We start from the raw sequence: 22,968 nt of genomic DNA on the forward strand, positions 1-22,968 counted from the left end.
ATAAACGGGCAAATTTTATGTTCATGCAATCAATCCTCCAGTGCCTTTTTCTCTTTTCGCCAGTGTCTTGTATTACGGGTACATTGACTCGTGGTTAATTCTTCACCCACTTTATTTGCGTAAATAACATAGTTTTTTTCTAATTTAAAAGGAAAACTGCAAGATGGAGAAGGAGGTGCTGTTTTTATAGAAATTAATTGGGTTTTAATTTCTCCTTTTAAAATTTCTTTGATTTGAAAAGTATAGATGTAATACTCTCCATCGTTGGCATTTATCCATTTTTCAGAAATAACTTTTCCAATTATAACGACCTCGTGTTTTTTCATTTCTGCTTTTGCACTTCCTGGAAAAGGACAATTACATGCCCATCCTATACTCGCAAATAAGGATAGTATAAAACAAATAATAATTTTCTTCATAGAGGGTAGTTTTTCATATTCACCAAGCCTGTACTTCCTCGAATCAACCCTTTTTTATTTTTCAAATTCCTGTTGTATTTTCCTTATCAAATTAGTGGTCTCTTGATAATTCAATCCTTTTTCCTTGGCGATATCTATGGCTATTTCAGCCTGTTCTAAAGATGATTTGTAATCTTTTAATTTGTAGAGTAAGGCAGCGTAGGTATCATGGTTAGCATAATTGCTGTCTAGCGCTATAGATCTTTTTACCCAAGTTATGGCCAATGATATTTGTTGAGCATCGTTGTATTGCTCATAATAATTCCAAGCTATTTGATTCAAAGCTTCAGCATCATCCCATATTTTGGAGATGTAACGTTCAAGGGTTTCCTGGTACTTCACTGTGTCTCCAGCCTTTTTGTAATAGAGCATTAGAGAAGTTAAGGCCAAAGATTTACTGGTCATTATTCCAGTAGTTCTGCCATCCATTTCCTTGAATAAATAAGTTTTCCCCGTGTCGTAAGGACTTCTCTTTTCCATCAACATATTAAATCTTTTCTCATCTTGATTTTCAATGGCCTCATAAATAGCACTGCTGAGTATCCAAACAATTCTTGTCTCCACCTGTTCTGGGTCAAAGTATTTTGCAAATAAGTCCTGATTCTGCAGCATAAATTGAAAAGCTTCACTGTCGTAAGGCATGAATATATCATAATGATAGATGGCAAATTCATAGATGAATTTAATGTTGTGCTCTTGCGCTAAGTCCGCCTTAGATTGTGTATTTATATACTCAACGATATGCAGTGAATCAATTTCATAAGCATCTTGGAGTCGGTAACAATAGTCCAAAAGAAATTTAGGGTCTCTATTTCCTTGTTGATATTGTTCTATATAACTGTTTAATGTATTTTTTTGCTCCAATGCGTTTTTGGCTTCTTGTATAAATTGAACTGGACTAAAAGAACCAACAATTTTATGGACATCTTCTCCTGTTTTATCTAAGAAAAGAAAGGTAGGATGCATTTGTATACCATAAATTTTATTGGTTTCTATACCTTCACCTTCTCGGGTATTTACCTCAAAGCAAATAAAGTTTTTGTTGTAAAAATTGGCAACGGCACTGTCCACAAAAACATTCTTTTCCATGTTTATACAGCCCCCACATCCATTAAAGTGAAAGTAGAGCAGTACAGGTTTGTTTTCTTGCTTAGCCACTTCAAAAACACTTGAGTAAGGGATATCTCTAAAGATAATCGTGCTATCTGAAGCTTTGCTAGAATTAATGAGCGTGAAAAGACAAAGTAATGTAGTGATTAGTTTCATAGTTGAGTTTTTTATAGTTTGGTTTTTAGGGTTTTAATCTCTTTGACCTTTAACCTCTTTTTCCATAAAGTTATTTAATTCAATTAAGTTACGGAAGAGCTTAAGAAAGTAACATTTTATATCTAAGAACATGTTTTTATTTTTCCAGTAGTATTTTTTTTAAGATTGTTTTTTATCAATATCTGTCAGTTATAAATTCCTTTAAATACACACGATAACCCTATTTCATTTATTGTTCTTGTTGGTGACATTTTCAAATATCAAGGTACGAATCGGTTTTTTGTTCAAAGAATAATGTGTTTCATTTATTTCCTTGAGGGGGGATTTGGATTTTACTACTGTGTATTTAATATACGGTGTAAAAACTCTTCCTCTGTAATGATCAATGATAAAATTCTGGTTTCTATCTAAGGTGATGATAAGTAAATTTTTATCCGGTCGTCCAATTCCGGGTGTTAAGTAGCTTCTAAGCTCTATTTTGTTTGATACATATTTTTGGAAACCATTTTCTTCATGTATCCATAGTTGATAGGATTCGCCTTCTTTAACAACGAAACATCCATTAAAGAAAGGAATTGCATAAACAGAATCAATTTCTGAAGCAATTAATGTGTGGGAGGGTGGTAAAAGATTCTCAGAGTTACTGGATTGGTAAACATTCCAACCCTGATCGAGCTTAAAGGCATAGGTGAATTTACTCAGCTTTTTAGTTTCCTCAATGCGCTTTGAACAAAGGTGAGCATCTCGAAGTTGAAATTCATACCCATACTTCTCAACCTTCAGCGTGTCTGAATAACATACGGTCAGTATCCCCGCTTCGAATTGATAGGTAGTAAATGTGGTAAGCGTTTCGTAAGAATCATAGATAATCTGTTCGGTTCTGTTATAACCAATAACGATGTCTTCAATAACTTGTAAAAATTGGTGCGAATTTAAAAGTAGATTTTTGTTCGTACTTATATCTATTATACACGACCTGCTTTCTCCTGGGGATTCTCCGGGATAGAGAATATAACCCTCCGAAGAAAAGGAGTCGAGGAATGGGGCGCTGGTATAACGAATGGGGAAGTTGGAACAATTTTCGGATGGATGGAAGTCGTTGAAAATAAAATGTGAAGCACCGAGATATATTAAAGAGATCATTCGATTGGAATTACAATATCTCTGGTACCTGTAATAGTCTGCTGGTGACAGATCGTAATTCAAACATTTTTCTTCTAGGAAGATAAGGGAATCGGATTCATTAATATTGATATTAAACGTTTGACTCAAGGGGTAGCTACCAAGGAGTTTGTCCTTACAATAAAAATGTATAGAATCGCTGATTTTAAAGCGAAGATGATTGACTCCCAGTGAAATAGTTTTGGATTCTGGTTGTCCAAAACTGCAAAAGGGAGACAGTACTAATAGTGCTAGAATAAATGCTTTAAAGGTAGGGTTCATGTAGCCTAATTTTTTTTGATCCATTGGATTAGGAATTTATTTGGGGTTATCGTACAGGAAGGACATGGTTTTGTCCAGCTTGGAATTCTCGTTTGAGCTTGGATAATTTCTTTACAATGATTTTACGATTTTTACCGGACTTTACCCAATGCGGTAAATTCCTTATCATGGAATATTTATGTCTTCCATTATCTTCTCGTAGCGTTGCATTTACGTATTCCATTAAATAATCCAAATGATCGATATTATACACCCAAAGTACATTTTCTTTTATACTGGTTTGTAGCCACAAATCAAAACCAAAAAAGGGGTCTGTGGGTTTGTCCTCTCTATAGCGATACCATTTAAGGTTATATTCTTGCGTTGATTTACACACCTCACAAGTGATTTCTGACTTGATGTAGGGTTCTTTTGTAGGTTCTGTTGCGTAGGATATTCCACTCCCACAATGTCCACACACATTTTTAAGGAACCCTTGAAGATATCCTGACCAATGATTCTCATCGATTTCGTGAAAACCGCAGTAGGCACAGTTACAGGCGGATTGATGCCCCCGAGGAAAGGGGATCTTGTATTGTGGTAATTTGGTTTTAGCCAAAGCGGCTTTAAAACATTTAGGACATTTTACCCAAATTTCTTCGCTAAAGTATACTGTTGGATATGCTGGTTTGTTAAATCTCATTTATTTATGTAGGTGATGATTTTGTGTGTTTTATAAGTATGCTTCTCGAACAAAAATAAAATCCTTTGGGTGTTTCGCTCTTCCTTTGAAAGGATTTCTTAATTTTAAATATATTTTAACCACTTTTTACGTTTTAGACGTATATCAAATCAATTATGAAAGGAATATTAGCATTATTTATTGTGGCATTAACATCTTCGCTTATACTTGGATGTAAAAAAGATACTGTAGATACGAAGGATGAAAACGATAATTTATTTGTTGCGAACGTTCATGTGTATGACTCCTTAACGGGAGATGCTGTAAAAGCCAAGGTAGATTTCATCTGGGTTGCACCAGGTGGAGGAGGATGGTTAAGTCATGAAGTTCTTCATACAGTAGAAACAAATGCTCAGGGTATAGCTCAACTAGAAAGCGTAGTTCCCGACCAATACATAGGATTAGGAGGTGATTTTGTATTGAGAATACAGCGTTCTGGTTATTTTAACGTTTATGGACAACCTAATGATGATAGATTTGGTAAGGTATTACCGGTTTCCATTGATAGTGAAGTAAATATTGATTTAGCCTTGAATCCTTTTTATTCTATCATTCTCTCTGCAGAAAATGTAAATTGTAGTGCGGCTACAGATAGTGTTTGGATAGAAGCAGTAGGAACAACATATGAGTATGAAGCTTACGGTTGTGCCGATACCACTTATCCAGGGATTTTCCATGCAGGAGATATGGAGAATATCACATGTGTTTATGATACGAATTATGCCGTTTTTCAAATAACTACGAAAAAATCAGGCGTAGTAAATACCTATACTGAATCGCACGGTCTTACTTTAGGAAATACTCCAGATCAGATCCATATATCGTATTAAAATAAGCTCGTTAGAGCTTTCTGACTTTTAGATGATTCAATACAGCTTTCTTAAATTCTTCAAAATTCTCATAATTATTGGGTGAGTCCTTTACTTGGTCATACAAGAAGGATTCATCCTTTTGAGGATAAATAATGATGGTTTCCCCAAAACGTAAATCAAAGAGTTTCATGTTTACAAGTAAGGTAGAATATCCATCTGTACTAGCGGTAAATACCCAATCTAAACTATTCTTTTCTACCTCGAAGGTACCTTGTGCAGTTAAATAAGGATAGTTTCTAGATTCTACCAAGGTGTTTTCCTGAGTATTTTTGTCATTGGTTAAGACAATTAAGCTTAGTTTATATATAATTTTCTCACTCTCCGGATTTTCGTGTTCTCCTAGGCTTACACCCTTGAAAATAAGGGTGTCCAATTCAATCATAAATGGAGTAGAGGCAACTGCATAGTCATATTCTGCTACGGGAAAAGGAGATTTATTTAACGGAAAGCTTTGAAAGATTTCTTTGAATTTTTGATAATTCTCCAAGTCTTGATGATAGAGCTCCATGTCCCATTGTGCACTATCTAAGTTTTGAGAAGCTCTGTGCTTTAAGGAGTCAAAATTCCAATTTTCCTGTTGAGTAGTTTGCTCCAAAGCATCTTTCTTTTTTGTTTCACGACAAGGGGGAAGGAGTACTCCTAGAAGTAGTAACATAAGTATGTTTTTTGTCCTTTGCATAGCTTGCGAATTAATGAGAAGGCGGGCATCCCTCCTTTGCCTTTAAATTAGTTTTATTCCTCTTCTAAAGTTCTTTAGACGCTTGAAGTTGTTCTCTTTTCTCGATAAAAACCCTAACAATAATATAGAGTAGTGCAAGTATCATGAGTAGAATTCCTATACGATGAAGATAGGCCTCATCAATTCCAGGTTTATATCGGGCGTAAAATGATATTGCAATGAAATAGGTGACATTGAAAAAATGAAGCAGTAATAAATAGTATAAGGTTTTAGTTAATCGTTTGAATTTAAAAACAAGAAAGGGCAGTAGAAGTAGGGAAATGAAGGTTAAGAATCCATGGAGGTTTTCGTAAACATTTAATTCCATTTCTTGCCTTTCGAAATTTTTATATACAAAGAAAAAATGGATCAAATGATTGACAGCAAAAAGGGTAATGAAAAGCTTAAACAATTTTAATTTAAACTTCTCTCTGTATATAGTTTGCAGTCCATAATGTCCCATTAACAACAAGAGGATTAGATTAATTGCTGCTGCCGTTCTTCCTGAATTTCTGGCGCATTCTGCATAAACGCTTTCTGCCGTTTCGGTGGATAGTGCCGTGAAATATATGCCAAGGTTCAAAAGAATGATTAGGGATATAAAAAGAGGTGGTTTAAGGTTCGTCATTAGTGTGGGTTTTGAAATGATAACGAAAGGATAGAAATAATATTTTAGTTTGAGTTTGTGAGATTTACATGTTGCTTTGTGAATGAAGGGTTGAGTTTTGCAATTAGACTTTGTTGGGCTTGGTTTTAAACCATTTCACTTCTCTCATCCACTCCTAAATAAACCATTTACGGACACATTTTATGTTCGTATACTTGTTCAGTTTGTGGCTATGAAAGGATGCTATATACGTCCATAATCCCTCGTTTAATTGTTTCTAACAGAATTTTACTATTCGATTGTTTTATTAAAAAGTATGTCTTTTACTGTACCCTCAGCAGCAACCTTAAAGGAAACCACAGTTCCTTGATTATCTCGAATAAAGAAATATTTAGTTCTTCGGTTGGATCCAAACGTATCCTTTACCCCTTCTGTAATTACAATATTTTCATTGTTGGGATAGCTAAGGATTAAATTATCATTTTCTAATCGAATAGAATAAGTTACATGAAGTTCTTCAGAGTAGTAATTACCAACATAATCCTCTAAATTTTGATTAGGGTTTAATGCTAGGTCAACCTTTTCAAAATAAAAGATGGCGCCCCCAAAATCAACGTTTAAGTCAGACGCATCTGCTAGACCCTTTTTAAATGAATATTTGATGGAGGAATTGTTTGTTCTGCAAAAGGTGTTTTTACTATGAGAAACTAGGGGAGTTGGAGTATTACCCAGACTGCTCATTGCTTTTAAGGAGTCATTTTCCATAAAAATAGTCATTCTTAAATCGCTGTTCATTTCTTGATATACACCCACAAACTTCTTTAGCTCTATTGCGGAATGAGTGTAGTGGTTAACTGTGCTATCATTCGTACTGGTATCGGTAAAAAACAAATCTAGTATTTGGTATGAAATGTTCGTAGCGTTTATTTCTTCTGAATTTGTAAAAATTATAACTGCCAGATTTTTCTCTGGTATACAAATGAATTGAGAGCGCATACCTACATCTCGACCACTGTGGTTGAGTGTTTTAAAGTTCCTGTAATTATCAATGAACATACCTCGTGCGTGCTTCATGGGTGTTCCATTGTTTAAGGTGTCTAATTTTGTTATAAAATCACCTAAGTAGGACAACCTATTTGTTTCATCTAGGAAAATACGGGACCATTGAGCTAAATCTTGAACTGTACTTTCCATACCACCAGCACCTACGCAAAGGGTTAATGATTTGTGTTGTTGGTAGGCATCATCGACTTTATAATAGGGATATGCCTTGTTTTTTATCTCCTCGTCAAGCTTACTTCTATAAAATGAATTTTTCATTTCCATAGGTTCGAATAATTCTTGTTTCGCAAATGCATGAATTTTCATTTCGGAAACCCTTTCTACAATTAATGCAAGAAGCACATAGTTCGTGTTGGAGTACAACATCTTTTCACCGGGCAAATTATTGACACCTTTTTGGTAAAACATGAGTTCTTGTATCATCTGATTTGTATAGCCTTGATGTTGATAGTCAAACCCTTTTAAATCAAGTAATACATTGTGGTTTCGAATTCCACTTGTATGATTGAGTAGGTGTTTAATTCGTATGGTGTCTGCATAAATTGCAAGTTCAGGAATGTACTTTCGCACATCATCATCCAAGGATAATTTACCTTGGTTTTCTAGTATTCCAATACAGGCTGATGTAAATTGTTTCGTGACAGAAGCTAAATCAAAAATGGTAGTATCATTAAATGGTATGGCATCCGCAAGCTGCATATATCCAATACTGTTGTGGTAAATCAGTTTGTTGTTTTTTACTACTCCTATGGTGAGTCCAGGTTGAGAAGCTGAACTAACATGTGAACGTAAAATTTTGTTGATCGACTCCGTTGGATACTGTTGAGAATAGTTAATGAAATGGATGAGAAGAGAAAATAATAGGAGATAGCGTTTCATCTTTATTTGGTTCAATGCAGTAATACCGATAAGTAACAGATTAATTAAGGCTTTCGGTTTGATGAAATTGGGTGTTCGTATGGTTTAGGTATTGTTTGGATCGGGTTTATTCTATTTCAAAGAGTCGATAAAATTGCCTACCGTAGATTTAATAGCTACACAAATTTATCAAATCCAAAATATGTTGCCCAAAGCGATCTGGATTTGGTTTCTTTCCTAGTCCAACAACTAATATATGTTGTGTTTCCGAGCCTTTTTATATGAAATGAAGCACCTTCATTGTGTTTATCATATTCAGAAGAATCTTTGAGTGATTTCAATGTTTTGGTAAATAATAAATCAATTAGCTTGTCCAAACTAATATCGCTATATGATCTCTTCTTTTGCTGGTCTTAGAGGATTAATGTTCATATTGGGAATAATTAAGTACAATGGTTATTATAAGAATAGTTGCGAGTTTACGTGCGAGGATTTTCCGTAGGAAAATCAGACGTAGTAAACTTGCAACGACCATTGGTTAAGCCCAAAAGTGAGCAATTATTTTTATACATTGTTAGCCACTGGTTTTTATTATTCAATATAATCATTCACGTCATCTTCAGGAATCCATTCTTTCATTTCAGGTAAAACTCTTTTTTGCATAAAGTCAAAAAAATCCGAATGTTCAGATTCGATTATGTCCCAACCTTTCACATTCGTCCCGAATGAAGGATGAAAGACAATTAAATTTTCCGTTACTTTTTCGTTTACAATTTCAAATCCTACATAAGTGTCCATATCTTGTCTTCTTCCAAAAGTCAGAACTTCACGGTTCTGTTCACATTCAATTTTAAACCGTTCGTTAATCGATGTGTTCGGATTAATTTCGGATTCAAAACGCCACGGAATGAATTGAGTTAAATTTAGTTTAGCAAACCAATTATATGAGTTTGGTATTTCGTAATTCATTTTTTTGATTCTGTTTTTCAATTTGTGACTAACGGTTGCGCTCTGAACAGTTGGGGATATTATGCCCTAACTTTTCGGTTTGGCATCGACCCTTGTTTTATGTTTATACTTCCGTTTTATTACTTTCGGCCCAATTGCTTATAGTCGTTATTGGCAGTTGTATTTTTAATTTCCAGTTAATCCTAATTCGTTTTTAAAGTCTTTTCTTTCAGTCAATTTTGTTGGGTTAACGCTCCAATTCTCAGCTATTTTCATTACAAGTTCCTCGTCCGCATAATCTAAATCTTCACGTTCCCAATATTCATCAGATTCTGCTTCTTTGGAAAGTGAGTTGAATAAGTTTAATCCATTTTCTGATTCGGTTATATCTCCGTAAACTTTAATGTTTTCGCCACTTTCTCCAATGTAAGAATAAATTCTCTTTGTTTCTCCATCTACAGATTTCATCCAATGATGATATTCAACTACTCGGTGAGTTCCAAAAGATTGAGCTTCTCCAAATTCAGAACTCAATTTATTTAAAGTTTTTTCAAGTTGATTGATGCTTTCAAGGTTTCCGTTGTTTACTAATTTCATTCCGACTGCCAAAGTCCATTGTCCAACTTGTGGTGTAATAAAAACACCATTATTATAGGCTGTTTCAATTCCACTTTTCCAGTTTGACGGTTGAATATTTTTAAGTTTTAAGATTTCGGAAATTCTTTGCTTATTGTTAGTTTTAACAGCAATCCAAACAGTTTTGTAGCCAAAGTCAATTGGACTATCTTTTTCAGTTTCAATTTTTATTGTTTCTGGTTTAAATTCTGATGTTACGCCATTCTTTTTTGCGTACCAAACCAAAATCATAATTAAAGCTATTATTCCTGTTATTATTAATATTTTCATTCGGTTCATTTTATTTTACCGCCCACCTTTTAACTATACTGCGTTTCAATGCAGTTTAGGTTTTGTTCGCGGCTGTTATTTTTATTTCAACCAGATTAAAACTTTCGTCTATAGCAACTGACTTACTAATCCTAATATTTTTAATTCGTTCCAAGTAATTCGTCAATAATTTCTTAGTTCCTCGATGTCTTAAAATACTTATTTTCTTTAAAGCCGTGACTTTTTCAAAAACAACGTTTGCGTCCAAATCAACACCCGTGTAACAGATCAAACCGTAATCGTATTCTCTCCCGGAATCAATTCCAATTAATCGACTTGTTTTAGTAAAGATGTCAGGTATAAGGAATTCATTCTTATCTCTTTGTCCTTTTGCTGATTTGTCACTGTGAACGAATTTCTTTGTCATGTTATTATTCCTTTCAACGTTTAGTATATGAACCGCAGCATACCGTAGGTTGTTATGATTTATATACAGTGTTAGGGGCTTTTATTATTTATCTTATTCCTTGCTTCTTAAAGAATTCATCAATTATTTTTCTAGATTTTTCAGATGAGCGTAACTGAATAATTTCACCGTCAGAATCAACCGTGAAATGACCTTTGAATGCATCAGGCATATTGTTGTATTGTCTTTCTACTATCTCCAAAGTTTCCTTAAAAGAAGGGTAATTATATCTATCAACAAGATAAGGCAGAGCATTTTGTCCTTTTAAAAATTCATACTCCTGATAGTTATACGGAGTGCTTTGAGGCCGTTTTTTTAAAGTAGTATTGAACTTGGTCAATAATTTATCTATTTCGCTTTCAGATATAAATTGAGCAAGACCTCTAATAGCTAGAATCTTCATATCAAGGTATCGCTCTCTTTTATATGCATCTGCAAAGAATTTGACTAAGTGATCAAAGTCTTTTTGGCAAAGTAGCTTTAGGGATTGTTTTCTAAATTCAACAAGTTTTGTTGTCTGATATATCTTCTCAATAATTCGAGAGGTATCTTCAGTTATACAATCCGAAGTTAACTCCATAAAAGCATTGTAGAACTCATAATTTCTATGGTTCATATTTTCCTGCTTAAGAATCTCGGGGAATTCTTTTATCACAGTTTCAGTATGTTTATTTCGTTTCTTCCAAATCATTATATCTAATCACTTCACTAATGGTTCCCAATAGTTTGGCTTTGCGAAGTATCCCGAAGGGGATAGCGTATAGGTTTTGTTAGCAAAAGTTTATTAAAGTTTATATCCAATCATCAGTAATTCCTCCTTTGCCCTATCTAAGTCAAAGTCTGCACTAAATTCATGGTTTTGCTTGTCTCTAAAAATTGCTCCTGATATGTGTAAATATCTTTTGCCTTCTTCAGTTTCATTGATCCTGAAACCGTAGGGCAAAAACATCTGTAATTCGCCTAATTGAGAATCAATATTCTCCAGGTTAGTCACAAGTTCGTTTTTGTAATAATTAGCAACAGAAGTATCATTTAGAAGTGTTTTTATTTCATGGAACTGTTTTGATTTTATTAATTCCACTACTTTTTCAACGGTCTGCATTCTACATGCGACTATGTCAAGCTGCTCAATTGGGTATTTGAAGGTCATTTCATCACCATCATTGAGTTTTAAAACTGTATGAATTTCGTCATAGTTGTTTTTTTCGTCTTTCAAATTTTTGTAAAATAAGTAAGCAACATTCGAAGCTGGCATTTGTGGAATTTTAGAATATCTTTCAATTGCTTCACTTTGGCTCATTTCAAGTTCAAAATACTTTGATTTTCCTGAAGTCGTTGAGGCAGAAGCGCCAACTGCATATTTACATTGTCCTCCATAGAAGTCGAGTATTTCCTTAACTCCTTTGTCTTCATTGTCAGTAATGCTTAAAAAATTTGAAAGCAAGGTGGTCTTTTGTTCTCCTTCTCGTTTTTCCGCACAGCTCGTAATGAATGCAGTAAGTCCAAATAGTAGAATTGTTTGTTTCAATTTCATTCTTAGTTTTCTTTTTTAATGTGTGCCAACGGTTAATGTAAAAAGTCGTTTTAATGCTTTTTACATAGTGTTATGCTCTTTTTTCGTTATTTAAAATCTGATAAACTCAGACCATTTTCAACTATCACTTTTTCATTAATGATTCTCCCAAAAGGAACAATACCTCTTTGGGTTAAATCTGTTTTTAGCTCATTAGCATATGAATGAGCAAATACTTCTTTTTCAGAAGTTGGTAAACTATGGTAATAATCAGATCTCTTTTCCCATTCTTCGAACTCTTCCTCATCATGACCTGGTCGTTCAACTACTTCTAAATAATGAACATAATGTCCAAACTCGTGAGGAATTGTTCTATAAAGTTGAGTTGACCTGATATTATCAATCTCATATTCTGCCTCATAAAATCTTTTACCCATTTTTATTTTATGTCCGTCTTCCTTTAGGCGTTCTAATTCTTTTTGAGAACCAACACTTAGTTTTTTAGTCCATTTAAAGCTTCTGTCTAAATTAACAGCCTCAATTATAATAGCAGGCAAATAATCATCCTCAAATTCATAAGAGTAGATTAACCTGCCCCAAACAGATTTTAAATTTTCCTCTTTTCTTGTCGGTTGTCTTAAAATGATTAATTCTAATTCCCCATAATCTTTTTTAGGTATTTGACTAATTATTATTTCAATATCCGCAATGGTACAGGCGTGAAAAGAATTCTGACGAGTTTTTTCTACAACAAATCTAAATTTATGTCCATTGATAATTTTCTCAACCGTTTTGTATTCTCCTAATCTCTCGTAAAAAGATTTCATCTCAACAGCAGGATAAGGAACAACTAATTTGTTGTCTTGACCATAGCCCTGTTTAGCTGTTCCAATATTTCTATTTCTGCGAGTCGGATTTATCATCTCAGTTTAATTGAGCATAACGTCTCATATAAACCCACGTGGGCAATTTCTAAGTTAATAAACTGGCTGACTTCCACAGCTCTTTTTCTCTTTTGTTTTTAGCTTTTGTTCAAAAATTAAATTGAACAAGAGTGCTGTCAGTAGGAGAGAAGACCTCTCGTTTCCTCTTTATCCGCCCAATTGGGTTTATATAATGTTGGGCAACGTGTTATACCGTTTCGTCAATTATTAATTCAATATCAATTTTATTGTTTGCCGATTGTGAAAAACTAGTACTTACTTTAAAACCATTATCGTGACTTGATAAAATAAAGTAATTCTCTTTGTTTTGAATTAGTTTGCCAATTAACTGAAACCTCTGAACTAAATGTGAAACTTGTCCATTTTTATTTCTGATACACCATAGACCTGTAGGTTCAGAGTTTAAATTTTTTTTGATATCTATTCCAAATGATATTAAAATCTTGAAAATATTTAGAGGTTGATTTATGAAGTCATTGTGAAAATAGAAACAGTCTTGACATTCACAATCATCAATAATTTTATTTTGCCTAGTGTAAAATTCACGAGTTGCATCTATATCAACTTCAATCTGATGATCTCCTATTTTGAATGTATGATTCATTATTATGTTGTCTGATGGTTTTCAGGTTTCCTGTTCCGGGTTCGAATTGTTTTCATGTCCATAGCAATTAAAGTTGGGTAGTAGTAACAGCAATGTTTCTCCTATCTGCGTTATTCTTACTAGTTCATTAATCAATTCTTTCTAAAAAACCTTCTGAATTTAAGTACTTAATGCTCTCAGAAAAATTGGATTTAACTTCTATTGCAACTTCTTCATGATGTTGGTTGGTAAGTTTAATCTTGTTTTCACAAAGTGTCATTGAATAGGTAACTGTAATCTCTTTAACAATTGTGTCTGTCATGAAAAAATCGACTGCTGAAGTGTCAATTTCATTTTGATAGTTGTATTGTCTGGATACACATTTAGTTCCATAATTCATGACCAAATATCCATTTTCTATTTTATAATTTCCTTTTCTCAAGGTTTGGTCAGACATACAAAAGTCCAAGTAGTAGAAACTCATACCGGGTTCAAATATTAACTCACCTGAGCAGCAGTCACATTCAAAATAAAAAGCACAAGTATCTGTGAAATGTGTCTTACTTCCAATTTCAAATACTTTACCTTTTAAATCGTCAATTTCAATTTCATTTGTTTTCGTCTGGTTTTTTTCAGGTTGAGAAGTTGTCGTAATTTCTTTGACATCTTCTATTTCAGTCTTGGTTCCTTGTCCACATGAACTGGTTATAATTGCTAATACAAATATTAAGTAGATTTTCATTTTTTTTAATTAGCCATAATGGTGGTATTTTGTACCGTTAAATGATGGAGTTTACATTGAAGTTTATGGCTGGCACTTTTATATTTTTTCTCTAAACTTCTTAGCGCTAAGATTTTTTATCTTTCGAGTAGTATTGTTTGTAAGTTAGATGAACTCATTCCAGTTAAATTTCATTCAAAGCTCCAAATTTCACCTTCTATTGGCTTCCATTCAGATAATTTTTGTCCTAATCTATTAAGTGTATGAACATCTGTGTTAATAGGAAATTCACAGCGATAATTCTCGTCAACTTCTCCTTTATTGTCCATAATTACCTTGATAACTGACCTTCCAGATCCGTCGATTAAATTAACTCCTATTTTTAAATAATGAGCCCATCTTGAATTATCCTCGCCATAGACAAATTCTATTTCTTTTTTCCCTCTAAAAGGGAAATCCTTTAGTTCTTCTGCAAAAGTTTTAAATTCTTCATTTCCGCCTATATAAAAGTCTAAAGAGCATGAACAAAACTCTGCGATTAAAGAAACACGAATTTGCATGTCATACTCATCATCAACTCTCAAGGTTTTTATCTTAAACATACTTTTTTCTAATTAACATTGTACGGAATAGTCTAATTTATGAACTGATATTGAATTTTCCTGTTGTAAGTCGAAATCATACGTAGCTTTGACACGCAAACCATGTTTGGGACCGTTTATATACCATAAATGATAAGCTTTGTTATGAGTAGACTTATTATTCATTCTATATTTTAATGTCGCCTGTTATAGGAAATTGTTGTGTAATTCTGTCAAGTTGATTTATAAGTTCTTTCAACTCTGTCTGGTCAATATTCATTGTGAAAGTCAATGTACTTTCATTTATTCCCGGTTGGTCACAAGCTTTAACTTCAACTTCATAGTGTCCAATACCGTCGCCTTCAATTTTAAGTTCGAGGTAGCCTTCTAAGTCGTTAAAGTTCGCTGTTCCTTTGAGGTTGTCATAGAGTCGCGATAGCTCTTGCTTTAATTTCTCAAAGTCAAAGGTCATAAACTCTCCTAAATATTGACCTGAAAATTTACCACCTTTAACAGTTACTTGAGTTTTTAACCAATTCTTGTCCCAATCAATGTCAGAGTCATATTTTATCAATTCAATCGATTCAAGTCGAACTAAATCTCCCGAATCTGATAATTCCAAATAATTGTTTTGTTGTTCTGTCATAGCTGTGACGACTTTTAGTTGGCCAATAACAATGGCAAGATTACAATTGAATATTTTTCAATCAACATGTACATTATCTTCTCAAATATTGGTTTTTAGAAAGAGATTTAAGTGATGTTCTAAAGTAATAAATTTTCTTTTTATTTAAAGCGCATCAATCAAAGGTTGAAGGCTATGAGGTTTTTAATTTGTGTGCTCGAAACCATCAAACACTCAAACCATCAAACATACCACGCCCTTTCGCTTCTTGAGATCTAGAAATTTGGCTCTCTAAACCGGTATTTAATAATTTAAAGATTTAAGTATTTAAAAAATGGGATGGAAGGATTTATAAGAAATATTTATCAATAATTCTTTAAATAAAGAGTCTCTCCTTTAGCCAATCCACGGAGACCAGAGGATTGCGGTATGAGAAGTCTCGAAGTCGACTTTTACTGAAAGCTTGCTAGCTAAAAAAAATACCTTTTAACGTATTATCACCCTGCTTTTTAAATCTTTAAATATTAAGCCCGCGAATGCTTTAAATATTTAAATCTGTGAGGTTTTCAAATCCCTCAAATAGTGAGCCTGCGAACAATCAAATCATCAAATAATCAAATCATCTCATAAACCACGCCCTACCGTACTCTAAAAGTCTAAATGTCTCAAAAAAAAATCCCCTTTCGCTAGAAAGAGGATCTTTTATATCTAATTTTTGTTTTGTCTTAAGCAGTAACACCTAATACTTCAGCCATTTTCTGACCAATGTGTGCTGGAGAATCAACAACGTGGATACCACATTCTCTCATGATTCTTTTCTTCGCTTCAGCAGTGTCATCAGCTCCACCAACAATAGCACCTGCGTGACCCATTGTTCTTCCTTTAGGAGCAGTTTCTCCGGCGATGAATCCAACAACTGGCTTCGTTCCGTTTTCTTTGATCCACTTCGCAGCGTTCGCCTCTAAGTTACCACCGATCTCACCGATCATAACGATACCTTCAGTTTCTGGGTCGTTCATCAATAACTCAACCGCTTCTTTAGTAGTTGTTCCAATAATTGGGTCACCACCAATACCGATAGCTGTAGTAATTCCTAAACCAGCTTTAGCAACTTGGTCAGCAGCTTCGTAAGTTAAAGTACCAGACTTAGAAACGATACCAACTTTACCCGTTTTGAAAACGAATCCTGGCATAATTCCAACTTTCGCTTCACCTGCAGTAATCACACCCGGACAGTTAGGTCCGATCAATGTACAATCCATTCCATTCAAGTATTCTTGAACGTAAATCATGTCTTTTACTGGAATACCTTCAGTGATACAAACGATAACTTTGATACCCGCGTTAGCAGCTTCCATAATTGCGTCAGCAGCAAATGCAGGCGGTACAAAGATAATAGATACGTCAGCACCTGTTTCTTCAACAGCAGCAGCAACAGTATTAAATACTGGCTTGTCTAAGTGCGTTTGACCACCTTTACCTGGAGTTACCCCTCCAACAACGTTTGTTCCATACTCAATCATTTGTCCAGCATGGAAAGTTCCTTCACTTCCTGTGAATCCCTGTACGATTACTTTAGAATCTTTATTTACTAATACGCTCATGAATGCGAGTTTTTTGTCTGTTTTAATTTGCGCTTCCAAAAATAGCCGTTTATAGTATTAATCCAAAGTATTGAGGCGAGAAATTGTTATAAAAGTGATAAGTGAGGAGTGATAAGTGAAAAGTGAGAAGTGAGAAGTGATAAGTTAAAGGGAGTAGGTGGTAGGGTGAAGAAGGCAATAGGCAGAAGGGATTAGGCAGTAGACAGTAGGTGAATTTTATTATTAGGTAGTCCTTTAGATAGATGTCCTTTTTGAATTTTGAACCTTAAATTTTGAATTATAGCTGAGTGAGAAGATGATAAATGGGAAGATGTTGGAGCTATTTTTTTAGAGTGGACGATGATTAGGCTGTTCCCCATCCGCCAAAGGCTCCTTAGGGTCAGGCTAACGCTGCTACTCCTCGTAGACAAACACTTTCTACATCCTCAGCCATAAAGCTTCCAAGGTCGCTCTATAGCCGTGGTGTATCAATGTGTTTCGCTCCATCGGGGTATACGCTCATATCCCTAACAGAGGACAGTTTGGAGTTTGAGTAGGGTGTAAGAGGTGTAAATTGATCGGAAGTCTCAATCTATGTATGCTCATACGAGTATTTAAAAATTTAATGATTTAAGAATTTAAAAAATGGTAGATATATTTAAATCTTTAAACAAATGAGCGCAGCGAATAATTCAAATCCTTCAAATCCTTCAAATACTTCAAATCCTTCAAATCCTTCAAATCCTTCAAATCCTTCAAATCCTTCAAATTATCTAAAAGTCTAACCATCTAAAGGTCTAAAAGTCTAGCTATCTAGAAATCTAGCCGTCTAGAAATCTACATAAGTCTTTCATTCAATGTCCTTATCTTATCGTTATTCCGAATGATTTCCTGTTCGATATAACTTTTATAAGCTACTCGAAGATGAGACTTGGAGGCGAACTTGAGCTGTTCGTCCAAATATTTCCCGTAAGAGAGTAATCCACTTTTTTGAAATTCTAGCATCTTGCTGCGAATTACCCATTTTTGCTGATCTGTCACGTTTTTCATTACCTATCCTGTTACGGGATAGTAAGTTAAGGAATAAAAATCAGAATTCTTTAAAGCCTTTGTAAATAAATTTTAATCAGCCGTTTTGACTTCTTTTTTAGTTTGAAAAATCATGGTTAATACAAATACGATAACCCCATAAATAATTCCAAAAAGCAGTCCGGTGAACATAATTAATGCCTTAGGCGAAACGGGTGCTGCGCTAAATTCTCTTGCGAAAACGGGATTGTTTGCCAAATAACTATCTACTAATAAGGCTTGTACTCCCGCGTTTAAAATTCCGCAGATTAAACCGAAAAAAAGTACATGGGCAATGCGGTTAGAAGTAACCTTGGTTTTAAAACCATGTGCCGCTATAAATGCATAAATGAGCCAAAATACGGGCTCTGTAACTATGGAATTGGTAAAAACGGAAAGGAGTCCTACCAAGATACCAAATGATGCGTATGAGAGAATCAATTTCCAATTCATGACCTGTGTTTTTTGATTGTATATACAAGTTACGGATATTCTTCGAGGAAGTAAAAAAATGTTAGATTCGCATTAAAATCTCTTTACATGAGCACCTTCACCAAACGTTATTTCGACCCAAAAGATGAGCACAAACATTTGACCCTTGTTTGGGAACAGGGCTATAGAAATATTCATATTTATTATTTCAAGAAACTCATTCAAGTCATAGAAGATCCTGTAGAATTAAAACGAGGAACGTGGTTTGACTCAGAAGATGTAGGAAAAGTATCGCTGGCTTTTACTCAAGATAGGCCTATGAAGATAGAACTGAAAGTAAATGGTAAAAAATATAGAACAGTAAATAAGTTGAAGCGAGAGCTGCCCAACTTTGTCTTGCTGCGTGCTCTTTTTATCATGTTTGCTACTACAAGAGCGATAGGTATAATGAGTGTGGTCAACTCCATTAATCTCTGGACGTTTTGGGAAATACTTGTCTATAATGGAATTTTCTTTACAGGCTATTTGTTAAGTGCAATTCTCATCAAAAGTTACCCAAAAGTCTTTTATGTAGGAACCTCACTTTACGCCTTCATGGTTTTACTTCACATCCTTTCTTGGGTAAACGTTTACCCCTTAGGAATACGTTTAGATTATGATGTGTTTACTTCTATTTTCTTCTTTATCATTCAAGCCATGGTGTTGAGTTATTTTATCAGAGAATTAAAAGCAATTCGAAAATACATAGCGCCAAAGAAACCCCAACAAGAAGATGTTTTGATCGATGACATTTAATTAACATAAAAAGGAGCTATTCAACAAAGTACAGCTCCTTTTTTTAGATCCTAAAACAAGTAATAGTCTCGGTTTTTAGTACTATATTCCATTTGATGCTTCATTCTAACCTCTTAATTCCGCATTCATAACTCTTAATTCTGCATTCTTAACTCTTAATTAAAATACTATCCTTTCTCCGAAACAATAAAACTTCGTTCACTAAAGGCTGGAATACTTGGTTCTCCTTCGTAGAAGTATTCTATACTGTCTTTGGATGTGGTGAGTCCTAAAGTGTACAAAATAGGTACAAAGTGATCGGGAGTTGGAGCGGCTAATTTTCCAAGTTTATGACTACTTTGATATTTGATCAAATTCTCAAAGTTACGTTGGTCAATTTGTTGCTTGAGCCAATAATCGTATTCAGCTTCCCAACAGTAGGGCGACATGTCGTTTTTTTGCATTTTACTCATGGCCAATTGAAGGTTGTGAATCAAAGATCCACTTCCTATAATTAACACCCCTTTTTGACGAAGCGTAGCCAATTGTTTTCCTAATTCATAGTGATAAGAAGGGTCTGCATAATAATCCAAACTCATTTGAAAAACAGGGACATCTCCTTCAGGGAAAAGGTGCATTAACATGGGCCAAGCTCCGTGGTCAAGCCCCCAATCGTCTGTTGTTTTAACCTCAGGTATGAGTTCATGTATCTCTTGAGCTATTTCTGGTGCTCCAAATGCTTTGTATTTTGGATCGTAATAATGTTCTGGAAAACCGTAGTAATCGTAAATCTGTTCTTGTTCTAAAGAAGAGTTTACAAAGGTACCGCGTGTACACCAATGGGCAGAAACGACCAATGCAGCTTTCACATCGTAATTCGCCTTTAGATCTTTTCCTAAATTAAAAAGGGTGTTCCAAAACGGACGTTCTTCCTTACTTAAAGGAATATCCATAGGGTTGCCATGAGAGGTAAATAAAACGGGCATCTTTTTACTTTGCAAGGGAAGTTTCTCCGCAAATCGATTTAAACATCCTAAATTACTCATCACCGATAATGCTAAAGTTGATTTTATAAAGTCGTTTCTTTTCATGGTGTGTTATAAATTATTTTCCGTAAACAGTATTTACGAATTCTTCCAGGGTCGTTGCTTTTCTACCCAATAAATCATTGATAGTCGTTGAACTTACTGCCAATTCTCCATCTGCTTGTGCCTTGGCAAATCCAGCAAACATGTGTACGTAACCTTCAGGAACATTTAATCCTAAAAGGGTAGAGGTGTATTCTTCAACACTTGGAGAAGTGTAGTTAATTTGTGTTCCCGTTACTTTAGAAATAGCATCTGCAACATCTTGGTAGCTGTAATTTTCTTCGTTAGAGAATTCTAATACCTGAGTTTCTTGCGGTTCATTTACTAAAATTTGAGCAGTCGCTTCTGCCATGTCCTCTCGTAAAACAAAACCGGCTTTTCCATTTTCAGCAGGAAGATAGATGTTTTTCTGATCCAAAACTTGCTCACCAATAAATACAGGAACAAAATCCATGTATAAGTTGTTGCGCAATATCGTATGAGAAATACCTGATTCTTTTAAAAGTTCTTCAGTACGCAAATGTGCTTCAGCAACAAAGGCAATAGGTGAAGAAGATGTATTGTTCTGGCGTTCAAAACTGGTGTAAACGATATGCCCAACACCTGCTGCTTTGGCTGCTTCCATTACATTCTCATGTTGGGGTAAACGTTTTTCAACATCGCTGGCAGAAATGAATAGTAATTGATCTATGCCTTGGAATGCCGTTTTCAAACTTTCTACATTGTCGTAATCTCCTATGCGTAGTTCTACACCTTTATCTTTCAAATCTTGAGCTTTTGCTTCATCTCTCACTAAAGCTACAATTTGATTAGCAGCTACGCCTTTGTTCAATAAATGTTTAATGGTTAAACCACCGTAATTTCCTGTTGCTCCTGTTATTAGTATCATTTTTCTTTCTTTATGTTTGATGTAAAATTACTACCTTTGCTATATAAAAAGAAGTAAGTGTACTAAAAATAGTACTATACTTTTGTATAGTTTTAGAGTTATGGAGGGTTTGAAAGATTTTAAAGAGATCAATAGTTGTCCGGTACGTTATGTATTGGCCGTAAATGATGCTTTGAACGCAATTAGTGGGAAATGGAAGATGCCTATCATTGCGTCTTTATCAAAAGGGAAAATGCGTTTTAAGGACATGGAAAATAATATTGGTAAGATTACACCCCGTATGTTATCCAAAGAATTGAAAGATTTGGAAATGAATGGAATTGTGAACCGTATTGTCCACAACTCCACTCCTGTATTGATAGAATATGAGCTTTCCGATTCCGGTAAGGATTTGACCGAAGTGTTGAATGCCATGATAAAATGGGGACTCAAACACAGAAAAGTGAACCTAGAAGCAGTGATGTCTTAAGGCTTCTGCCATATTCCAATTTTTCTTGCTTTGGCCATTTGTTCTCGAGCAGCAAATTGACTTGCGTATTTTGTATTGGGTGGAATACGCATTTTTTGTGCATAGCCCTTTGCAATTAAAAGTTCATTTACAAATAGCGTATCAAAAACATAAACGTAGGCCAAAGTTCTACCATATTTATCCTTGTGTTCTACATCAAATTCCAAGCGTATTTCTTTTTGATAAATAAGATCAGCTAAAAATTTCTTGGCTTCTTCGGCGTAAAATTCTTTTTCTTGATTCCTTCCTTTAAGTTCGGGCGTATTTAGGCCTATCAAGCGAATTTTTTCACCGTTTAATTTTCATCAACTGCCCAAAAAGTATCACCATCTATGATGCGTGTAACCTTGTATTTTGCATTATTTTTTGTTGGTGTAGAACAACTTGTTACTCCAAGTGTTATTAGTATAAGGGTAACATATAAAAGTTTCATAGCTTGCATTATTCTTTAAATATAAGGGTTAAAGACGCTCCTCGTCAGAGCGTCTTTTTTTATGTTAATGTTTGGGTTCCCAGATCAGTCTTAGAAAGGTACTAAACCGTTCATGTTCTTTGTTGAGCGGAATACCCGCCACTATACCCAGCATCATCTGATCGTTGATGCCCAAACGCATTTGAGGGCGCAATACATAGGTGCTGTGGTGGCGCGCAAAGTTTTTGTTAATTTCCATACCTATAAAATTACGTGTACCATCTATCATGTAATGTACATTGGTATTGATAGCGTAGGAACTATGCCAGGTATGACCAAGTGTACCATAGCTAATATGTGGCCCGGTGTAGATTAATGTATGAAAATTTTGTCCCCAGCGTTTGGCCATGACCAAAAATGGATTGAAAACATTCCCTTCTGGTGTAGTTAGAATTTGAGGGGTGAGTAAGAGTTCATTTATGTAACCTACAGCCATGGATGTGGCGTGTTTCTCATTGACCAGAAAAGACCATTGCGCGGCTAGCTTTAAACTGTTTAAACCACTTCTAGCGTTGGCATTCACAGAACTATGTCCGGCCTCAAAGGAGAAGGGGAGTTCAACTTCTAAACCTAACCTGTCCATCGGCGCCCATTCGTATTCTATCAAAGCTTCGTACTCGTCGAAGTTATCTTTGTCAGTAAGCCCAAAGCCCAGGTTCCATTCCTTTTCTCCTTTTCGGGCCCCAAGGTCGCGAATGAGGTCTATGTACAGCGGTTCGGCATGTAAAACTTTATCTTTCGGGTATTTATTTTCAATTTCTTCTATGTATAAACTATCGCGTTGGTCTTTGTCTAATTGACTCCATGATAGGGTGCTACTTGCGCAAACAAGCAGGTAAATAATTTTTTTCATTGTATAATAATTTGATAAGTAAAAAGCCCC

The 22,968-nt window shown here is 34.8% G+C and carries 27 protein-coding genes; 3 read left to right on the forward strand and 24 right to left on the reverse strand.

Going from position 1 to position 22,968, the window contains the following annotated elements; all coding sequences use genetic code 11:
* Window positions 1–29: 29 nt before the first annotated feature.
* From BM327_RS01685 to BM327_RS01700, 4 genes are all read right to left on the reverse strand, one after another.
* Window positions 30–419 carry a hypothetical protein gene (locus BM327_RS01685; RefSeq protein WP_090245637.1) on the reverse strand — a complete coding sequence of 130 codons (390 nt, stop codon included), beginning with the start codon at window positions 417–419 and terminating at the stop codon, window positions 30–32.
* 54 nt (window positions 420–473) lie between these two features.
* A complete protein-coding gene (locus BM327_RS01690) occupies window positions 474–1,724 on the reverse strand; it encodes a thioredoxin fold domain-containing protein (protein ID WP_090245639.1) in 1,251 nt (416 codons plus the stop codon).
* A 225-nt stretch (window positions 1,725–1,949) separates the two neighbouring features.
* Entirely contained in the window at window positions 1,950–3,191 is a 1,242-nt protein-coding gene (locus BM327_RS01695) for a hypothetical protein (protein WP_139230205.1), read from the reverse strand.
* A 22-nt stretch (window positions 3,192–3,213) separates the two neighbouring features.
* The gene (locus BM327_RS01700) at window positions 3,214–3,849 is read right to left on the reverse strand and encodes a hypothetical protein (RefSeq protein WP_090245642.1); all 636 of its coding nucleotides are present in this window, start codon (window positions 3,847–3,849) and stop codon (window positions 3,214–3,216) included.
* A 155-nt stretch (window positions 3,850–4,004) separates the two neighbouring features.
* On the opposite strand from BM327_RS01700, the gene BM327_RS01705 reads away from it, so the two are divergent.
* The gene (locus tag BM327_RS01705; protein ID WP_090245644.1) at window positions 4,005–4,718 is read left to right on the forward strand and encodes a hypothetical protein; all 714 of its coding nucleotides are present in this window, start codon (window positions 4,005–4,007) and stop codon (window positions 4,716–4,718) included.
* A gap of 10 nt (window positions 4,719–4,728) precedes the next feature.
* Here the strand turns inward: BM327_RS01705 and BM327_RS01710 are convergent, their stop codons facing one another.
* The 15 genes from BM327_RS01710 to BM327_RS01785 all read right to left on the reverse strand — a co-directional run bounded on the left by BM327_RS01710 (window position 4,729) and on the right by BM327_RS01785 (window position 18,375).
* Window positions 4,729–5,415, reverse strand: coding sequence for a hypothetical protein (locus tag BM327_RS01710; protein ID WP_090245646.1), 687 nt, complete (start codon window positions 5,413–5,415; stop codon window positions 4,729–4,731).
* 88 nt (window positions 5,416–5,503) lie between these two features.
* Window positions 5,504–6,106, reverse strand: a complete 603-nt coding sequence (locus BM327_RS01715; RefSeq protein WP_090245648.1) for a hypothetical protein — start codon at window positions 6,104–6,106, stop codon at window positions 5,504–5,506.
* Window positions 6,107–6,376: 270 nt separating this feature from the next.
* Window positions 6,377–8,026 carry a serine hydrolase domain-containing protein gene (locus BM327_RS01720; RefSeq protein ID WP_090245650.1) on the reverse strand — a complete coding sequence of 550 codons (1,650 nt, stop codon included), beginning with the start codon at window positions 8,024–8,026 and terminating at the stop codon, window positions 6,377–6,379.
* A gap of 570 nt (window positions 8,027–8,596) precedes the next feature.
* A complete protein-coding gene (locus BM327_RS01725; protein WP_090245652.1) occupies window positions 8,597–8,974 on the reverse strand; it encodes a hypothetical protein in 378 nt (125 codons plus the stop codon).
* 165 nt (window positions 8,975–9,139) lie between these two features.
* Window positions 9,140–9,859 carry a hypothetical protein gene (locus BM327_RS01730; RefSeq protein ID WP_139230206.1) on the reverse strand — a complete coding sequence of 240 codons (720 nt, stop codon included), beginning with the start codon at window positions 9,857–9,859 and terminating at the stop codon, window positions 9,140–9,142.
* A gap of 55 nt (window positions 9,860–9,914) precedes the next feature.
* The gene (locus tag BM327_RS01735; RefSeq protein ID WP_090245659.1) at window positions 9,915–10,265 is read right to left on the reverse strand and encodes a hypothetical protein; all 351 of its coding nucleotides are present in this window, start codon (window positions 10,263–10,265) and stop codon (window positions 9,915–9,917) included.
* Window positions 10,266–10,353: 88 nt separating this feature from the next.
* Window positions 10,354–10,995: a hypothetical protein gene (locus BM327_RS01740; RefSeq protein WP_090245661.1), complete on the reverse strand. Its 642-nt coding sequence runs from the start codon at window positions 10,993–10,995 to the stop codon at window positions 10,354–10,356.
* Between the two features lie 93 nt (window positions 10,996–11,088).
* Window positions 11,089–11,838: a hypothetical protein gene (locus BM327_RS01745; RefSeq protein WP_090245663.1), complete on the reverse strand. Its 750-nt coding sequence runs from the start codon at window positions 11,836–11,838 to the stop codon at window positions 11,089–11,091.
* A gap of 86 nt (window positions 11,839–11,924) precedes the next feature.
* Window positions 11,925–12,740 (reverse strand): hypothetical protein, encoded by an 816-nt coding sequence (locus BM327_RS01750; RefSeq protein ID WP_090245665.1) that lies wholly within the window; start codon window positions 12,738–12,740, stop codon window positions 11,925–11,927.
* A gap of 208 nt (window positions 12,741–12,948) precedes the next feature.
* On the reverse strand, window positions 12,949–13,365 hold the full coding sequence (locus BM327_RS01755) for a hypothetical protein (protein WP_090245667.1): 417 nt from the start codon (window positions 13,363–13,365) through the stop codon (window positions 12,949–12,951).
* Between the two features lie 127 nt (window positions 13,366–13,492).
* Window positions 13,493–14,086: a hypothetical protein gene (locus BM327_RS01760; RefSeq protein ID WP_090245669.1), complete on the reverse strand. Its 594-nt coding sequence runs from the start codon at window positions 14,084–14,086 to the stop codon at window positions 13,493–13,495.
* A 170-nt stretch (window positions 14,087–14,256) separates the two neighbouring features.
* A complete protein-coding gene (locus BM327_RS01765; protein WP_090245671.1) occupies window positions 14,257–14,667 on the reverse strand; it encodes a hypothetical protein in 411 nt (136 codons plus the stop codon).
* A gap of 166 nt (window positions 14,668–14,833) precedes the next feature.
* Window positions 14,834–15,292, reverse strand: coding sequence for a WapI family immunity protein (locus tag BM327_RS01770; protein WP_090245673.1), 459 nt, complete (start codon window positions 15,290–15,292; stop codon window positions 14,834–14,836).
* A 704-nt stretch (window positions 15,293–15,996) separates the two neighbouring features.
* Window positions 15,997–16,875 carry a succinate--CoA ligase subunit alpha gene (gene sucD / locus BM327_RS01775; RefSeq protein WP_090247584.1) on the reverse strand — a complete coding sequence of 293 codons (879 nt, stop codon included), beginning with the start codon at window positions 16,873–16,875 and terminating at the stop codon, window positions 15,997–15,999.
* A 1,101-nt stretch (window positions 16,876–17,976) separates the two neighbouring features.
* Complete coding sequence (locus BM327_RS01785) at window positions 17,977–18,375, reverse strand: hypothetical protein (RefSeq protein ID WP_090245677.1); 399 nt, start codon at window positions 18,373–18,375, stop codon at window positions 17,977–17,979.
* 87 nt (window positions 18,376–18,462) lie between these two features.
* Between BM327_RS01785 and BM327_RS01790 the strand changes: the two genes are divergently transcribed.
* Window positions 18,463–19,149, forward strand: coding sequence for a hypothetical protein (locus BM327_RS01790; RefSeq protein WP_090245679.1), 687 nt, complete (start codon window positions 18,463–18,465; stop codon window positions 19,147–19,149).
* Window positions 19,150–19,316: 167 nt separating this feature from the next.
* Here the strand turns inward: BM327_RS01790 and BM327_RS01795 are convergent, their stop codons facing one another.
* Entirely contained in the window at window positions 19,317–20,219 is a 903-nt protein-coding gene (locus tag BM327_RS01795; RefSeq protein ID WP_090245681.1) for a dioxygenase family protein, read from the reverse strand.
* Window positions 20,220–20,232: 13 nt separating this feature from the next.
* On the reverse strand, window positions 20,233–21,105 hold the full coding sequence (locus tag BM327_RS01800; protein ID WP_090245683.1) for an SDR family oxidoreductase: 873 nt from the start codon (window positions 21,103–21,105) through the stop codon (window positions 20,233–20,235).
* A gap of 100 nt (window positions 21,106–21,205) precedes the next feature.
* On the opposite strand from BM327_RS01800, the gene BM327_RS01805 reads away from it, so the two are divergent.
* Complete coding sequence (locus tag BM327_RS01805) at window positions 21,206–21,574, forward strand: winged helix-turn-helix transcriptional regulator (RefSeq protein ID WP_090245685.1); 369 nt, start codon at window positions 21,206–21,208, stop codon at window positions 21,572–21,574.
* Here BM327_RS01805 and BM327_RS01810 read toward each other — a convergent pair.
* The 3 genes from BM327_RS01810 to BM327_RS01815 form a co-directional block, all read right to left on the reverse strand.
* Window positions 21,571–21,891: a thermonuclease family protein gene (locus BM327_RS01810; RefSeq protein ID WP_170853637.1), complete on the reverse strand. Its 321-nt coding sequence runs from the start codon at window positions 21,889–21,891 to the stop codon at window positions 21,571–21,573. The genes BM327_RS01805 and BM327_RS01810 overlap by 4 nt on opposite strands.
* Before the next feature lie 17 nt (window positions 21,892–21,908).
* Window positions 21,909–22,046 carry a hypothetical protein gene (locus tag BM327_RS15820; RefSeq protein ID WP_170853638.1) on the reverse strand — a complete coding sequence of 46 codons (138 nt, stop codon included), beginning with the start codon at window positions 22,044–22,046 and terminating at the stop codon, window positions 21,909–21,911.
* A gap of 64 nt (window positions 22,047–22,110) precedes the next feature.
* Window positions 22,111–22,938 carry an HAEPLYID family protein gene (locus tag BM327_RS01815; protein ID WP_090245689.1) on the reverse strand — a complete coding sequence of 276 codons (828 nt, stop codon included), beginning with the start codon at window positions 22,936–22,938 and terminating at the stop codon, window positions 22,111–22,113.
* Window positions 22,939–22,968: the final 30 nt, after the last annotated feature.

Source organism: Lishizhenia tianjinensis (genome assembly GCF_900116425.1).
GTDB lineage: Bacteria > Bacteroidota > Bacteroidia > Flavobacteriales_D > Crocinitomicaceae > Lishizhenia > Lishizhenia tianjinensis.

Coding starts and splice junctions, on each gene's coding strand:
- BM327_RS01795 (WP_090245681.1), bottom strand. CDS start 20,219: ATGAAAAGAAACGACTTTATAAAATCAACTTTAGCATTATCGGTGATG.
- BM327_RS01755 (WP_090245667.1), bottom strand. CDS start 13,365: ATGAATCATACATTCAAAATAGGAGATCATCAGATTGAAGTTGATATA.
- BM327_RS01805 (WP_090245685.1), top strand. CDS start 21,206: ATGGAGGGTTTGAAAGATTTTAAAGAGATCAATAGTTGTCCGGTACGT.
- BM327_RS01725 (WP_090245652.1), bottom strand. CDS start 8,974: ATGAATTACGAAATACCAAACTCATATAATTGGTTTGCTAAACTAAAT.
- BM327_RS01765 (WP_090245671.1), bottom strand. CDS start 14,667: ATGTTTAAGATAAAAACCTTGAGAGTTGATGATGAGTATGACATGCAA.
- BM327_RS01690 (WP_090245639.1), bottom strand. CDS start 1,724: ATGAAACTAATCACTACATTACTTTGTCTTTTCACGCTCATTAATTCT.
- BM327_RS01705 (WP_090245644.1), top strand. CDS start 4,005: ATGAAAGGAATATTAGCATTATTTATTGTGGCATTAACATCTTCGCTT.
- BM327_RS01710 (WP_090245646.1), bottom strand. CDS start 5,415: ATGTTACTACTTCTAGGAGTACTCCTTCCCCCTTGTCGTGAAACAAAA.
- BM327_RS01685 (WP_090245637.1), bottom strand. CDS start 419: ATGAAGAAAATTATTATTTGTTTTATACTATCCTTATTTGCGAGTATA.
- BM327_RS01745 (WP_090245663.1), bottom strand. CDS start 11,838: ATGAAATTGAAACAAACAATTCTACTATTTGGACTTACTGCATTCATT.
- BM327_RS01730 (WP_139230206.1), bottom strand. CDS start 9,859: ATGAAAATATTAATAATAACAGGAATAATAGCTTTAATTATGATTTTG.
- BM327_RS01700 (WP_090245642.1), bottom strand. CDS start 3,849: ATGAGATTTAACAAACCAGCATATCCAACAGTATACTTTAGCGAAGAA.
- BM327_RS01815 (WP_090245689.1), bottom strand. CDS start 22,938: ATGAAAAAAATTATTTACCTGCTTGTTTGCGCAAGTAGCACCCTATCA.
- BM327_RS01750 (WP_090245665.1), bottom strand. CDS start 12,740: ATGATAAATCCGACTCGCAGAAATAGAAATATTGGAACAGCTAAACAG.
- BM327_RS01720 (WP_090245650.1), bottom strand. CDS start 8,026: ATGAAACGCTATCTCCTATTATTTTCTCTTCTCATCCATTTCATTAAC.
- BM327_RS01770 (WP_090245673.1), bottom strand. CDS start 15,292: ATGACAGAACAACAAAACAATTATTTGGAATTATCAGATTCGGGAGAT.
- BM327_RS01760 (WP_090245669.1), bottom strand. CDS start 14,086: ATGAAAATCTACTTAATATTTGTATTAGCAATTATAACCAGTTCATGT.
- BM327_RS01785 (WP_090245677.1), bottom strand. CDS start 18,375: ATGAATTGGAAATTGATTCTCTCATACGCATCATTTGGTATCTTGGTA.
- BM327_RS01790 (WP_090245679.1), top strand. CDS start 18,463: ATGAGCACCTTCACCAAACGTTATTTCGACCCAAAAGATGAGCACAAA.
- BM327_RS01715 (WP_090245648.1), bottom strand. CDS start 6,106: ATGACGAACCTTAAACCACCTCTTTTTATATCCCTAATCATTCTTTTG.
- sucD (WP_090247584.1), bottom strand. CDS start 16,875: ATGAGCGTATTAGTAAATAAAGATTCTAAAGTAATCGTACAGGGATTC.
- BM327_RS01740 (WP_090245661.1), bottom strand. CDS start 10,995: ATGATTTGGAAGAAACGAAATAAACATACTGAAACTGTGATAAAAGAA.
- BM327_RS01735 (WP_090245659.1), bottom strand. CDS start 10,265: ATGACAAAGAAATTCGTTCACAGTGACAAATCAGCAAAAGGACAAAGA.
- BM327_RS01800 (WP_090245683.1), bottom strand. CDS start 21,105: ATGATACTAATAACAGGAGCAACAGGAAATTACGGTGGTTTAACCATT.
- BM327_RS01695 (WP_139230205.1), bottom strand. CDS start 3,191: ATGGATCAAAAAAAATTAGGCTACATGAACCCTACCTTTAAAGCATTT.
- BM327_RS15820 (WP_170853638.1), bottom strand. CDS start 22,046: ATGAAACTTTTATATGTTACCCTTATACTAATAACACTTGGAGTAACA.